Below are 13174 nucleotides of genomic sequence, written 5' to 3' on the forward strand. Positions count from 1 at the left end.
CAGATCTCTCTCTTTTTTACGCTGATGTAAAAATTGTAAATTCATGTGTGTATTATAGGTTAAATTATTCTCAGAGAGCTTAGGGGTCTGGTAGAGCAGTATCCAGTCTATCTTCTCTTTGAGTGCATTCAGCATTCCTTCTCCTCCTTCGACCAGGACAAAGGAAGGTGACGCTAAAAAATCCAATTGATCGACGATCTTAACCTCTCTGTTCTTCACAGCAAACAGCGGGATGGTTCTGTCAAAGTTGTCTTCTCTTGCATAGATCTTGATATCGGGTGCTTTGCCTTCTGTAAACCGGCAGTCGAGCGTGGGTCTGTCCACACGGACCGTGTTGCCCCCTATCAGCAGCGTGTCACATACAGCTCTTAGCTGATGCACATGCGTCAGGGAGGCTTTGGAGCTCAAATAGCCATCATTCTCATCCGTACCGATACGCCCATTGGTGGTTTGGGCCAGTTTAAAGAGCACAAAGGCTCTTTTTTGCCATATGAGAAATGGTTCTATCAGATCCTGGCAGGCTTCCTTCAGGATGCCCAACGTTGTATTTTCCAGCTTTTGCATCCCGCCGCTATGCCCCTCTATGGGATCCTGTACGCCTATGACCACTCTGCGTAAGCCCAATGCGTGCAGCAAAGAGGCACAAGAGGGTGTCTTGCCTTCGTGGGAACAGGGCTCCAGGGTGACATAGATCGTACATTCGCTGAAAAGATCTTTGGGAAGTGTCAAAAGAAATGCATGTGCTTTTTGCGCGTCGGCAGGATCGAAATCTATCGGTCTGTCTGAAAGTGTTTCGTAAGCGGAAAGGAGTGCCAGCACTTCGGCATGCGAAGTACCCGCTTTTTGGTGTGCTTCTTGCGCCAGGACCTTACCGTCCAGGGTAACGACCGCACCCACTGCTGGGTTGGGATAGGTCAGTCCCTGATATTCCCAGGCTTTATCAAGGGCAAGCTGCATATAAAATTCATCATTCACAGCAACCTCCCCCTCTCTTAAAAAGTATCCTTAGTTCCAGTCAAAATAGGTTTTCGCTGTACCTAGTTCTCCGTACGTAAAATGCTCATCCCCATGCTTTGTTTCCACAGTGATCCCCTCATTGTCCGCACTTTTCAGTACTCCTTGAAGCTTTTCACCGCCCAGTATCTTGAGTTTCACCTTTTCACCGATCGCATTCTTGAAATGGACGGGTTTGCTGAGCTTTCTCTCTATACCCGGAGAACTCACCTCCAGGCGGTATCTCTGGCTCATAGGCGGATGCACATCCAGAAAAGGAGACAGCTCGTTGGAAATGGCTGCACAGAGATCAAGGTCTACGCCCCCTTCTTTGGTGACCAGAACACGGAAGATGGTTTCATCAAACTCAGTGACTATCTCTGTGTCATATAAAAAGGCCCCATTGGCTTCTACGATCTTGGCGATCTGTGTTTCAAGATTCATCTTGGGACTCCTCATCCTCTTTAGAGCGTCTGCTTGCTATTTGTTTAAAAAGGTCTTCCATTCGGCTTACTTTTTCCAGCTGATGGTCAAACTCAAACGTAAGACGCGGAGCCTTGAACCACCCTTCGCTCTGTTTACAGTGGTTTTGTATATACCCGGCTACCGACCGTAACTGTCTCAGTGCTTCATTCTGTTCTTTCTCATTCAAAAAAGAGGTATCAAGATAGACTTTCGCATCTGATCTCCCTTTTGAACAAACGACATCGGTGACGGTCAGTCCATTAATACGCTCATCATCTAAACTTCCCAGTGCTTCGGGAATGATCTCTTTGAGTATGGATTCTACCCGGTGCCGTTTGATCTCTTCTTGTGTCATGTTACAGCGTCACTTGCTCTTCAACATCTTTATAGGTCTCGATGACATCGCCTTCTTTGATATCATTGAAGTTCGCGAGCATGATACCACACTCATAACCGTTCTTCACTTCTTTTGCATCTTCATTGAAACGCTTCAGTGAAGAGATCGTGCTCTCATAGACAACCACACCCTCACGGATCAGTCTTGCTTTAGAGTTTCTTGTGATCACACCGTCCGTCACTTTACATCCTGCAATGGTCCCTACTTTACCGACCACGAATGTTTCACGAACTTCTGCCTGTCCTGTGACCTCTTCTGAGATCACAGGGCTCATCATACCACCAAGCAGTGCCTTGACATCATCGAGCAGATCGTAGATCACGGAGTAGGAACGAATCTCTATTCCCAGCTCTTTTGCCTTCTTCTTCACTGCACCTGTCGGACGGACATTGAATCCGAGTACCACTGCATGTTCGCTGGCATCGGCAAGGGTAAGGTCGCTTTCTGTGACTCCGCCCACGCCTTCGTGAATGATGTTGACCTTCACTTCTTCATTTCGCAGTTTTTCCAAACTGCCTTTGATCGCTTCCAGTGAACCCTGTACATCTGCTTTGATGATCACAGGGAGTGACTTGAGCTGTCCCTCGGCGATTAGTGCAGAAAGGTCATCAAGCGAAGCTTTGGTACTTTTCGAAAGCTCTTTTGCTCTATCATACTCTGCTCTTTTTTGTGCCAATTCACGTACTTCTTTGTCTGTATCCATGGCAATGAGCTCTTCACCGGCACCCGGAACTTCATTCAGTCCAACGATCGCTGCCGGTGTACTCGGTCCAATCTCTTTGACCGAACTTCCGTCATCCAGTTTGATCGCTTTGATACGCCCATAGGTCTTGCCCGCTATGACATTGTCCCCTACATGCAGCGTACCGTTCTTTATGATCACATTCGCAACTGGTCCCAGCCCTTTTTCAACGGAACTTTCGACCACGACCGCTTTTGCTTTTCTTGTAGGATCTGCCTGGAGCTCCATCACTTCTGCCTGGAGCAGGATCGTTTCGAGCAGGTCATCGATACCCATACCTGTATGTGCCGAGACAGGAACAAATTCATACTCGCCGCCCCAATCGACTGCCAGGACATCCATCTCTGCCAATTGAGACTTGACATTGTCCGGATTTGCACTCTCTTTGTCCATTTTGTTGATAGCCACGATCATCGGTACACCGGCTGCTTTTGTATGGGAAATAGCCTCTTTGGTCTGAGGCATCACACCGTCATCCGCTGCCACTACGATAATGACGATATCTGTCGCCTGTGCTCCACGAGAACGCATGGCAGTAAATGCTTCGTGACCCGGGGTATCGACAAAGGTGATCTTCTTGCCGTTTTTTTCTACCTGGTACGCACCCACATGCTGTGTGATCCCGCCCGCTTCTTTGTCTGCCACTTTTGTAGCACGTATTCTGTCAAGCAGTGAGGTCTTACCATGGTCAACGTGTCCCATAATGGTAATGACCGGCGGTCTCTCTTCAAGGTGTTTGTCTTCTACCGCATCATAGGCATCGGTATAATCCAGTTCATCGAGCGGGTTGACCGTTGTCACTTCCACCTCAAACTCTTCTGCCAGGATCTCGATCTCGTCCTTGCTTAAAAAGTCATTCTTGGTTACCATCATTCCCAGTGCAAAAAGTACACCGATCACTTCACCTACGGAACGGTTCACTTTCTCTGCAAACTCATAGACCCTTACATTTTCAGGGATTTCTACAGAAGTCACGACCTCTGTGTTTTCAGCTTTATCATACTTCTTGCGTTTACCGCCACGTTTGAGCGAACGTTTTTGCTGAGGACGGAACGGCTGCTGACCCTTCACAGGTCTTCCGGTCGCCGCCTCTCTTTTTTTCATCTCTTCTTTACGTTTTTGCTCCTGGCGCATCATATCTTCATAGATGTTCTTATCAGAGAAATCTAAAAGTACCACCTCTTCATCGCCAAAACCGCTGTCTATATCGCCTGTGAGACTCTCATGATTGAAAATATCTATTTTTTTACCGGTGTCTCTTGCTTCCGCTGCTTTTTTAGGTTTCTTCTTAGAGACGCTCGGTGTCTGCTGTTCCATCGAGATCTTGGCGGCCGCTCTTGCCGGAGCAGGCTTCGCTTTTCTGACAATTTTGATACCGCCGCGGGAAAGTGTTTTTTTCTTTGGTTTCTCTTCTTCTGCTTCAGAATCATCAGTGGACTCGCTCTCCGCTGATTTACTTACCACCGAAATACCCTTACGTTTTTTCACTGCTTTGGGGGCTTCTTCTTCAACAGGAGCTTCTTTTTCTTTGACTTTCGTTTCTGCTTTTGTTTCAGAAATACTTTCTTCGGCTTTGACCTCTTCTGTCTCTGCTTCCTTTTGAACGGTTTCTTCTTTCTTCTTCACTACTGTGATCTTTGGTTTGCTGCCTGGTTTTTTGAAACCTTTTGGCAGGGTTCCACTGATCGCATAATCTACGAGAATACCGGCATTTTCCATACTGATAGTACTGTTGGCTGCTTTTACATCAAAACCTAACTCTTTGGCCTTGTCCAGTAAATCTGCGTTCGACAGTCCCGCTTCATCTGCTATTTCTTGGATTTTAACTTTATCCATTCTTGATTAACTCCTTTAATATTATGCAACCAATTGCATAAGATAACTTATGATGTCAACTTTGTCAATAGCTTGGTGAATTGTTCGTAATCTTGTTTGAAACGTTTCACTATAGCTTTGATTTTTTTCTCATCTGTTACACACTCATGACAAAGGTAAAAACTTCTTCCTTTGCCATCAAATGCCACGATCTCTCTACCCTCTTGTTTTAATCGGATCAAAGTGTTTTGAGGATGCCTGCTTCGACAAGCGATGCACATACGTGTTGGCTGTGATTTTATCATGCGTATTATACCTAAAAAGAGATTAAGCGTACAGCTTAACTTCTGGCGGTGACACCATTATTGTCCAAAGCGAGCGTAAAAACCCTGAACTGCGGGAAACGCTTTTGCAATTCTTTTGCCAGTGTGTCTGCATCTTTCTCATAGGCAAGGTTGAAAAATGTGGAACCCGAACCGGAGAGCGTGCTCATCAGTGCGCCATGTTTGAGTGCGACCTTTTGTACATCGAAGAGTTCAGGCATCATTTTCATTCGTCTTGACTGATGGAGCTTGTCTTTGGATGCGATACGCAGAAGGTCCCACGACTCGCTCATAAAAAGAGCTGTCATATAGGATGACCTTGAGAGCGAATAGACCATCTCCTCTTTTCTATACATCTTAGGTAATATGGTACGGGACTTTGCCGTAGATATCGTACGGTTCGGTACAACCACTACAGCTTTTAGATACTCCGGCATTCGCCTTTTTTTACTGTATACCCTGTCACCTTCCACACATGCCACATTAAATCCGCCCATGACCGCAGGTGTGATGTTGTCCGGATGATGCTCATAGCGCAAAGCGTGATTCAGGATCTCTCTTTTGCTGTACTTTTTGCCGGCTGCCGTGTAGGCAGCGCTCAGTGCAGCAACGATCACAGCGGAAGAGCTTCCCAGCCCCCTCGAGATCGGTATACGATTTTGAAACTCGAACCTGAAGTTGTCCTCTCTCCCCGTCAGCCGTTTATAGTTTTCATTGAAGATACTCAAAAAAAGCGTGTTTTTCTTGATCTTCGGATTATCTGCCCCCTCGCCGTGGGTCGAAATACTTAAAAATTTTGAAGGGGTAATGATGATCTCATTTCTTAGATCGACGGCAAGTCCCAAAGTATCAAATCCCGGTCCTAGGTTGGCGGAAGTGGCTGGTACGCTTATAAACATCTTTGTCCTTATTTGAGCGTTTGAGGAGCAATGCTTCCTCAAACCATACTGACGCCCGGTAGCCCAGGAGCATCCCGGGACCTTTACACGCTGGTCTCATGCAACGACGGCATGGACCTAGACGGCCGGCAGTATGTAATCCGGTGTTGACTCTTCATCCAATTCAAGATCGTGAATACTCTGAGGCAGTACAAAGCCTTCCTCTACCGGTTTATCATATTTTTTTGTAATTATAGTCTCTTTTTCCTTGATAAAATAGAGATTCCCCACCGCTTTGATGGGTTGGCCTCCATTTAACGCAAAACCGCTACATCCCAGACATTTGATCCCTAACGTTATCTCTATCGTTTTCAACATGATATAGGTGAGTTTGATGGCCATGTAGGAACCCGGTCCTCTGGTGTAGATGATCGAAGAAATATCATAGGTCTCTAAACACTCTCGGATCAGGGGAAGCAGGATCTCAGACGTTTTTTTCTCACTGGTGATCGTGCGAATATGTTTCTGATCTTCGTACACCCCGATCATAAGGGGTGAAGCTATGGAGATAATAAGTAGCGTATAGGTCTTAGGCGAAACTTTTTGCAAAGGCTCTACTTTGTAACGCTTCGACTTCGACAAGATCATAGTTCCTGCTGTCAGAGAGCAGCTTGGCGGTCAGCTGGTAGTTCAAGTGATGGCTTCCTGCAAACGACTCATATTTTGCCAATATGTTATGTCCGCTTACCATCATATCTCCCATAGCGTCCAGGATCTTGTGTCTTGCAAATTCATTGTCAAAACGCAAACCTTCGGGGTTAAGTACTTTATGATCATCAAGTCCTATGGCATTTTGCAGTGTTGCACCGAGTGCCAGGTTTTGGCTTTGGAGATACTGTATGTCTTTGGCAAATCCAAAGGTTCTTGCTCTAGCGATCTCTTCCACAAAATTTTTAGTACTGAATTCAAAACTTTCGGACTGTTCGCCGATGACAGGATGGTCAAATTTGATACGAAAGTCGAACTGTGCACTGTCATGAGGCAATAGACGCACAAATTTATCCCCATCTCTTACCTCAACAGGCTCTTTCACAGAAATGATCTTCTTCGGCGCATCCTGTTCCTGGATCCCTGCTTCCTCCAGCAAAAGGCAAAAAGAGATCGCTGATCCGTCCATGATAGGCATTTCATTACCGTCCACGATCACACGCATATTGTCAATGCCATAGGCATAGACGGCAGAAAGAAAATGCTCTATGGTAGAGATATACCCTTTTTCGTTTCCGATCACCGTGGCCATGCGGGTGTCTATCACCGAATCAGGAGAAAGCGGTATGCTCATCGCAAGATCTTCACGGTAAAATATGAGTCCTGCATCGGCATCAAGCGGCTCAAGTCTCAACTTGATCGGTTCACCTTTATGCAGTCCGATACCAACCACTTCAACAGGTTTTTTGAGTGTCCTTTGTTGCATTACTTCCTCCTTTATAATTTTTTATTGGCGATATTATAGTATAAAATTATAATTATTGCAAAGTGTACTTTTTCACGCCAGCCTATTTGCCATCGATGATCTTGTCGGCAGCCTTAAAGATATCATCTACATTTTTTCTGATCCAAGATTGGTCGAACCACTCCACCGGGCGTACTTCGACACCCTGCACCAAAATGCCAAAATGGAGGTGGTCTCCCAGCGCCAGCCCGGAAACGCCTGTTTTTGCTATAGCGTCGCCTGTTTTCACTTCATCGCCCTCATTGACCAGCAGCTGCGAACAGTGTCCATAGAGCGAATAGAGTCCCAGTCCATGATCGATCATAGGCATATTTCCATAGATCCCATTTTCGTTCGCATAGACCACTTTGCCTCCATTGGATGCTTGGATCGTTGCCATTTTTGTACTGGCCAGGTCAAATCCGACATGGTACGACTGGGAAACCTCATTATCCTTGCTTCCGTAATAATAATGCCTCTCATCCCCGTAACTCGCCACTTTCTGTCCATTTCTAAGCGGGTAGAACTTCTGAATTTTCCAGCTTTCCAACACTTCCGACGAAACGCCCTGGCTTAATTTATGGATCAGCGCTTCGTTTTTCAAACGCATGGTTTCATTGATGGCTTTTAGTTTCTCCAGTTTATCATCGATATGGGCATAGTCAGGATCACTGGATGCCAGATCCGTGATCTTTCCATCAATGAATTGGTCGCTTGCCCTGATCCATGAAACGTCATACTTATGATTTATCAGATACAAAGGAATATCTGCACTGCGTTGATTCTTTGCCGCGTCTATGGCCACAACTTTCGCTTTAAAATCCGTATGCGTGAAAGGCCATGCTATCAGTGCGGCATAATACCCCTCTTTTTTGTAGGGCTGTGCTTTGAACTTTGTTTCTCCGGCTTCTATGTAGAGCGACTCAAGGTTCTCATCTTCTGCCTGAAATATCACCAAAGCACTTCCGCCTTGTGTGATACTGTAGGAGTTTGCCACCACATTGACATTAGGTCTTTTATAATCCACATTGATATCGATGATCTGTTGACTCTTGTTCCCCTGGCCAAAGTTCCATAGGCTGCTGTCAGTGACCGAGACCTTTAATGTCAGTTTGTCCGCTTTTGGATCCAGTACTTTGCTTTGAGGATAGTTCACCAAAAGTGTCTGCACTTTTGGTTTCCCTTCCAAGCTCCCTTCTCCGACGATCAGGCTCTTGTTGCCGTCGCTTAAGACCAATTGAAAACTTTTCAGCCCTTCATTGTCAGCAAGTTGTACTTTCAACGGCTCCTTACGGTTCCAAAACAGATTTTGCTCACTATGTACTGTCGGGACCTCTCTTTCGAATTCGGGCGCGGTATAGACATATCCTGCTCCAGCCACTAAGGCGACTATCAGGACCAAGAACAATCCGCCTACGATCTTTGCTCCGCTTTTTTTACCACTTCTATTTCTCATTTAATAATCCTAACTCTTCTATCTTTTCTAAAATTGTATCTATACTTTCTTGTAAACCACTTTGCGCAAGCGTAAAGCCTGCAGCCACTTTATGCCCACCGCCTCCAAAAGCCATCGCCACCCTGGAAACATCGACCTTTTTACTGCGTAAAGAGATGCGTATCCCTTCCTTCAGTTCCATCGCGAACAGTGCGATCTCCACTGTCGCCAAGGACCTCGCATAATCCACAATACCTTCCATGTCCGGCACGGTAGCACCTGTCGCTTCTATATCTTCGCTGGTCACCATCAGTGTCGCTATCCTCGCGTCGTGATATAATGATAGCGAGCCTAAAGCCCTTTCGAGAATACGCAGGGAACTCAAGGGTCGCCTCTGTGTAAAGTGACGTGCTATCTCATCAGGCAGAGCCCCCGCCTGAAGAAGTGCCTGTGCAACACTGAACACTTCTTCGTTCACGGAAGACGTTGTAAAGAACCGTGTATCAGAGAGCAGTGCCGTGTAAAAACAGGTGGCTGCATCCGCCGTGACAGGATACAGGGGTTTGAACAAGGCAAATGCTACCTGCGATGCAGAGGCATACTCCGGTACCACGACATTGATCGTTCCGTAATGGGTGTTGCTCTGATGATGATCGATATTGATAATATCCCTACCCTCCAGGTCAAACCCCAGTCTGTCTATGCTCCCGCAATCGCACGCGAGTATCACACTGTCTGTAAAATCCATATGATGCTTGATCTTTTGAAAGTGTGGCAAAAAGTCAAGATAAAGCGGTAAAGCGGTTGAAGCATTGACCACTTCCACCTTGAACCTTTTTTCTGCACTGAACAAGGCATAGAGTCCCAAGGCAGTACCTAAGGTATCTGCATCCGGATTCAGATGCGAAAGTATGGTGATAGAGGCCGCTTGTTCTATTTTGTTTTTGACCGCATCATAAGGAAGGCTCTCAATCATCATCTTGTTCTTTCTTTGTTTTCACTCACACGTTTTGCATTATACAGCACTTGTGTTAACAGAGTGTTACCCCTCGACCTTCATCGAGAGATCGATCCAGTTCGCCTGATGTATGATAGCTCCCGAGCTGATCGCATCGACGCCCGTACGGGCGATCTCTCTGATCGTATTGAGCGTTACATTGCCGCTGGCTTCAAGCAGAATGTGCGGATAGTTTTCATTTCTGTATGCAACCACTTTTTGGGTCTCTACCAAAGACATATTGTCACACATGACGATATCTGCACCGGCCTGCATGGCTTTCTTTGCCATTTCCAGACTCTCACACTCTATCTCTACCTTGGAGGTAAAGGGTATTTTTTGTCGTACTTCCTGCATAAATGCCTCCAGGTCATCTATCGTCTGCAGATGGGTGTCTTTCAGCATCAGACAGTCATCCAGTCCCATACGATGATTGATACCTCCGCCGCAGCGTACGGCATACTTTTCAAACTCACGAAGCAGCGGTCTTGTTTTTCTGGTATCCAGCAGCTTCACCCCTGTCTCTTTGATGGCATCTGCATACGCGGCTGTTAACGTGGCTATGGAACTCGCATGCAGCACGATGTCCAGCATCGAGCGTTCCAACGAAAGGATCGTCCTAGAGTCTCCCGAGATCAAAAGCAGTTTTTCGCCTTTCTCAAATCGGCACCCGTCAGAGACCTTCCACTCCAGCGACAGGTCATACATCTTTGCAAAAACATCGAGATACTCCTGTCCTGCCAGCACGCCATCACTCTTGGCAAGGATATACGCCCTGATGGGTTTCCCTGTAGTGATACGTGAAAAAAGGTCCCCGCGGCCTATATCTTCGGCCACCATGGCCTTTAAAAATGTCTCTTTCAGCATTATTTGATCGCCAGCATACGTTCAAGTGCGAGATTTGCATACTCTATCGTATGCGGGTCCACTGCGATCTCATTGATCGGTTGGCCATCTTCGATGGACTTCAGGGTATTATAGAGATCTTCCAGTGTCGTTTCGTTCATCGTTGGACACTCGGGCTTGGTGGAAGAGAGCACATAGGTGTTGCCTTTTCGCATTCTGTTCACAAGGTTGTACTCCGTCCCTATGGCCACCTTCTGCTCCGGGTCAAGCTCGTTCACATATTTGATCAGCTGCGAGGTGGAACCAGAAAAGTCCGCTGCCAGCACGACGCTGGGGTCACACTCAGGGTGGACGGCGATCTTGATGCCCGGGTACTTGTTACGGTAGAACTCCACATCCTCTACCGTGAAGAGCTGGTGGACGGAACAGAATCCGTTGAAACAGATGATATCCGCTTCTTTGGGATCACACTCTTTCCCATCCTCTTCTACCCCGATCACACAGGATCTCAGGCCCATCTGTATCGCAAAGTTCTGCCCCAGGCATCTGTCCGGGACAAAAAGGATCTTCTTCCCGCTCTCCAAACCTTTTTCGATGATCTTATAGGCATTCGAAGAGGTACATACCAATCCGCCCATCTCACCGACTTTGGCCTTCACAGAGGCATCGGAATTGATATAGGTGATAGGCAGGATATTTTCTTTGGCAATACCCCTGTCCACCATGTACTGTACGGATTCATCAAAATAGGTCCCTTCCATCATACGCGCCATGGCACAGCAGGCTATCTTTGGCATCAGTACACGTTTTTCAGGCGCAATGACCTTGACGCTCTGTCCCATGAAACCGACACCGCAAAAAACCACCCACGGGTTTTTGTCTGCTTTGCATCGGCGCGCCAGTTCGAGACTGTCACCTACAATGTCAGCCATTTCAAAGACTTCATCACGCTGGTAATAGTGCGCGACAACCGTCACATCCAATTCTTTTTTCAGTCTGTTTATTTCTGCTTTATAATCTATACTCATATGCATATCCTTCACTATTGTGGCTATTTTATCAAAATTCGGATAAAATTGCACTATTCAAGCACTTATACCATTTTCAAGATAAGTGCCGTATAAATTTGAACGGTGGACGACTCATGGACTTTTTAACGAATCAAAATATTTTACTCTATCTTGCGGCCTACCTTATAGCCGGTATTCCTTTTGGATATCTCCTGGCCAAGAAGTTTGCGGGGGTAGACATCAAAGAGGCCGGCAGCGGCAATATCGGTGCGACCAATGTCCTGCGTGTGGTGAAAGAAAAAGACCCGAAACTTGCGAAAAAACTGGGTGCGATCACACTCTTCCTGGATGCCATCAAAGGTGCGCTTGTCATCCTCGCAGCCATGATGCTCGGGGCTCCGGAATCCGTACTTTGGACCATAGCGGTACTTGCTGTGGTGGGACACTGTTTCTCTGCGTTCCTTTTCTTTGAGGGAGGGAAAGGGGTAGCCACTGGGTTTGGTGTGCTGCTGGTCATGATGCCTATCCCTGCGCTCATCGCTATCGCGGTGTGGGTAATCGCGGCAAAAGGGCTGAAGATCTCATCCCTCTCTTCACTGATAGGGCTGATCGCCTTTATCATCGCATCCTATGTGATCTATCCCGAAGTGCCGGGTATCGGTTCCCATGCGCCTATCTGGATCATCGCATTCATTATCTTCTATAAGCATATCCCCAATATCGTAAGGATATTCAAGAAAGAAGAAGGCAAGGTCTAGCATGACGATCCATATCGAGGATCTTACATTTGATGTGATCATCGGGCTGCTTGACTTCGAGCGCGACAGACCGCAGCGTGTCATCATCAACCTTCAAGCTTCTTATGACTACAGCGATGACCGCTTTATTGATTATGCCGATATCGTGCTGCTGATCCAGAATGAACTCAAAGAAAAACGCTATACGCTTCTGGAAAATGCGCTCCTGGGTCTCAAGGAGATCCTCACTGCCACCTACCCCGGCCTTCAGTCTCTTTCGCTCAAAATATCCAAACCCGATATCCTCCCTGAATGCACTGTTTCCCTGAGCAATAGCTGGCATTTTTAATTTTTTTTTAATAAAACCCTATTTTTATGCTATAATTAAACAAATCTTAAAGCTATAAAGGGTTCCCTTATGAGAATATTGATCATAGAAGATGAAGTAGCACTCAGCAAAACACTTTCCGAGACACTGTCAGAGCAAGGTTATCAAAATGATATAGCTGAAAATCTTAGTGATGCAAAGTACTATCTTGATATCAGAAATTACGACCTGGTACTCCTTTCATGGCCCATAGCGGGGGAAAAGAGCCTGGATATCATCACTACTATCAAGCATGCAGGACCCAAGACCTCTGTCATTGTGCTCTCTGAACACGACGACAAAGACAGTGAGATCAATGCACTGAGGTCCGGTGCGGATGATTTCATCAAAAAACCTCTTGACTATGACATTTTACTGGTACGCATCGAGGCCAAACTCCGATTCGGTGTTTCCAACATCATTGAAATAGAAGAGCTTATCATTAATCCGGAAGAAGAAAAGATCATCTACCAGGGTGAGGAGATAGAGCTCAAAGGCAAACCGTTTGAAGTGTTAACCCATCTGGCCATGCACAAAGACCAGATCGTCTCCAAGGAACAGCTGCTGGATGCCATCTGGGAAGAGCCGGAACTGGTGACACCCAATGTCATAGAGGTCGCCATTAACCAGATCCGCCAAAAGATGGATAAACCTTTAGAGATCACCACCATTGAAAC

Annotated in this window: 15 protein-coding genes; 3 read left to right on the forward strand and 12 right to left on the reverse strand. The window is 46.4% G+C overall.

Annotation, left to right across the window (positions count from 1 at the left end):
• From ribD to nadA, 12 genes are all read right to left on the reverse strand, one after another.
• On the reverse strand, positions 1–975 hold a 975-nt coding region (ribD, locus tag VIM88_RS07285; RefSeq protein WP_331862230.1), incomplete at its 3' end, for a bifunctional diaminohydroxyphosphoribosylaminopyrimidine deaminase/5-amino-6-(5-phosphoribosylamino)uracil reductase RibD.
• 30 nt (positions 976–1005) lie between these two features.
• On the reverse strand, positions 1006–1437 hold the full coding sequence (gene rimP, locus VIM88_RS07290) for a ribosome maturation factor RimP (RefSeq protein ID WP_331862231.1): 432 nt from the start codon (positions 1435–1437) through the stop codon (positions 1006–1008).
• The gene (gene rbfA / locus VIM88_RS07295) at positions 1427–1813 is read right to left on the reverse strand and encodes a 30S ribosome-binding factor RbfA (RefSeq protein WP_331862232.1); all 387 of its coding nucleotides are present in this window, start codon (positions 1811–1813) and stop codon (positions 1427–1429) included. The genes rimP and rbfA overlap by 11 nt, the downstream gene beginning before the upstream one ends.
• Before the next feature lies 1 nt (position 1814).
• On the reverse strand, positions 1815–4433 hold the full coding sequence (infB, locus tag VIM88_RS07300) for a translation initiation factor IF-2 (protein WP_331862233.1): 2619 nt from the start codon (positions 4431–4433) through the stop codon (positions 1815–1817).
• A 47-nt stretch (positions 4434–4480) separates the two neighbouring features.
• Complete coding sequence (locus VIM88_RS07305) at positions 4481–4717, reverse strand: DUF448 domain-containing protein (protein ID WP_331862234.1); 237 nt, start codon at positions 4715–4717, stop codon at positions 4481–4483.
• A 35-nt stretch (positions 4718–4752) separates the two neighbouring features.
• Positions 4753–5634, reverse strand: coding sequence for a homoserine kinase (thrB, locus tag VIM88_RS07310; protein ID WP_331862235.1), 882 nt, complete (start codon positions 5632–5634; stop codon positions 4753–4755).
• A 117-nt stretch (positions 5635–5751) separates the two neighbouring features.
• Positions 5752–6222 (reverse strand): hypothetical protein, encoded by a 471-nt coding sequence (locus VIM88_RS07315; RefSeq protein WP_331862236.1) that lies wholly within the window; start codon positions 6220–6222, stop codon positions 5752–5754.
• Positions 6203–7087, reverse strand: coding sequence for a UDP-3-O-acyl-N-acetylglucosamine deacetylase (gene lpxC, locus VIM88_RS07320; RefSeq protein ID WP_331862237.1), 885 nt, complete (start codon positions 7085–7087; stop codon positions 6203–6205). The genes VIM88_RS07315 and lpxC overlap by 20 nt, the downstream gene beginning before the upstream one ends.
• 82 nt (positions 7088–7169) lie before the next feature.
• Positions 7170–8561, reverse strand: a complete 1392-nt coding sequence (locus tag VIM88_RS07325) for a M23 family metallopeptidase (protein WP_331862238.1) — start codon at positions 8559–8561, stop codon at positions 7170–7172.
• Positions 8551–9519: a bifunctional oligoribonuclease/PAP phosphatase NrnA gene (locus tag VIM88_RS07330; protein ID WP_331862239.1), complete on the reverse strand. Its 969-nt coding sequence runs from the start codon at positions 9517–9519 to the stop codon at positions 8551–8553. Before VIM88_RS07330 ends, VIM88_RS07325 begins: the two co-directional genes overlap by 11 nt.
• Positions 9520–9582: 63 nt before the next feature.
• The gene (gene nadC, locus VIM88_RS07335) at positions 9583–10404 is read right to left on the reverse strand and encodes a carboxylating nicotinate-nucleotide diphosphorylase (RefSeq protein WP_331862240.1); all 822 of its coding nucleotides are present in this window, start codon (positions 10402–10404) and stop codon (positions 9583–9585) included.
• Positions 10404–11411, reverse strand: coding sequence for a quinolinate synthase NadA (nadA, locus tag VIM88_RS07340; RefSeq protein ID WP_331862241.1), 1008 nt, complete (start codon positions 11409–11411; stop codon positions 10404–10406). The genes nadC and nadA overlap by 1 nt, the downstream gene beginning before the upstream one ends.
• A 116-nt stretch (positions 11412–11527) precedes the next feature.
• Between nadA and plsY the strand changes: the two genes are divergently transcribed.
• The 3 genes from plsY to VIM88_RS07355 form a co-directional block, all read left to right on the forward strand.
• Positions 11528–12151 (forward strand): glycerol-3-phosphate 1-O-acyltransferase PlsY, encoded by a 624-nt coding sequence (gene plsY / locus VIM88_RS07345; protein WP_331862242.1) that lies wholly within the window; start codon positions 11528–11530, stop codon positions 12149–12151.
• 1 nt (position 12152) lies between these two features.
• Entirely contained in the window at positions 12153–12479 is a 327-nt protein-coding gene (locus VIM88_RS07350) for a dihydroneopterin aldolase (protein WP_331862243.1), read from the forward strand.
• A gap of 69 nt (positions 12480–12548) precedes the next feature.
• Positions 12549–13174: response regulator transcription factor (locus VIM88_RS07355; protein WP_331862244.1), on the forward strand; the 626-nt coding region annotated here is incomplete at its 3' end.

The sequence above is a fragment of the Sulfurovum sp. genome (assembly GCF_036568385.1).
Classification (GTDB): Bacteria; Campylobacterota; Campylobacteria; order Campylobacterales; family Sulfurovaceae; genus Sulfurovum.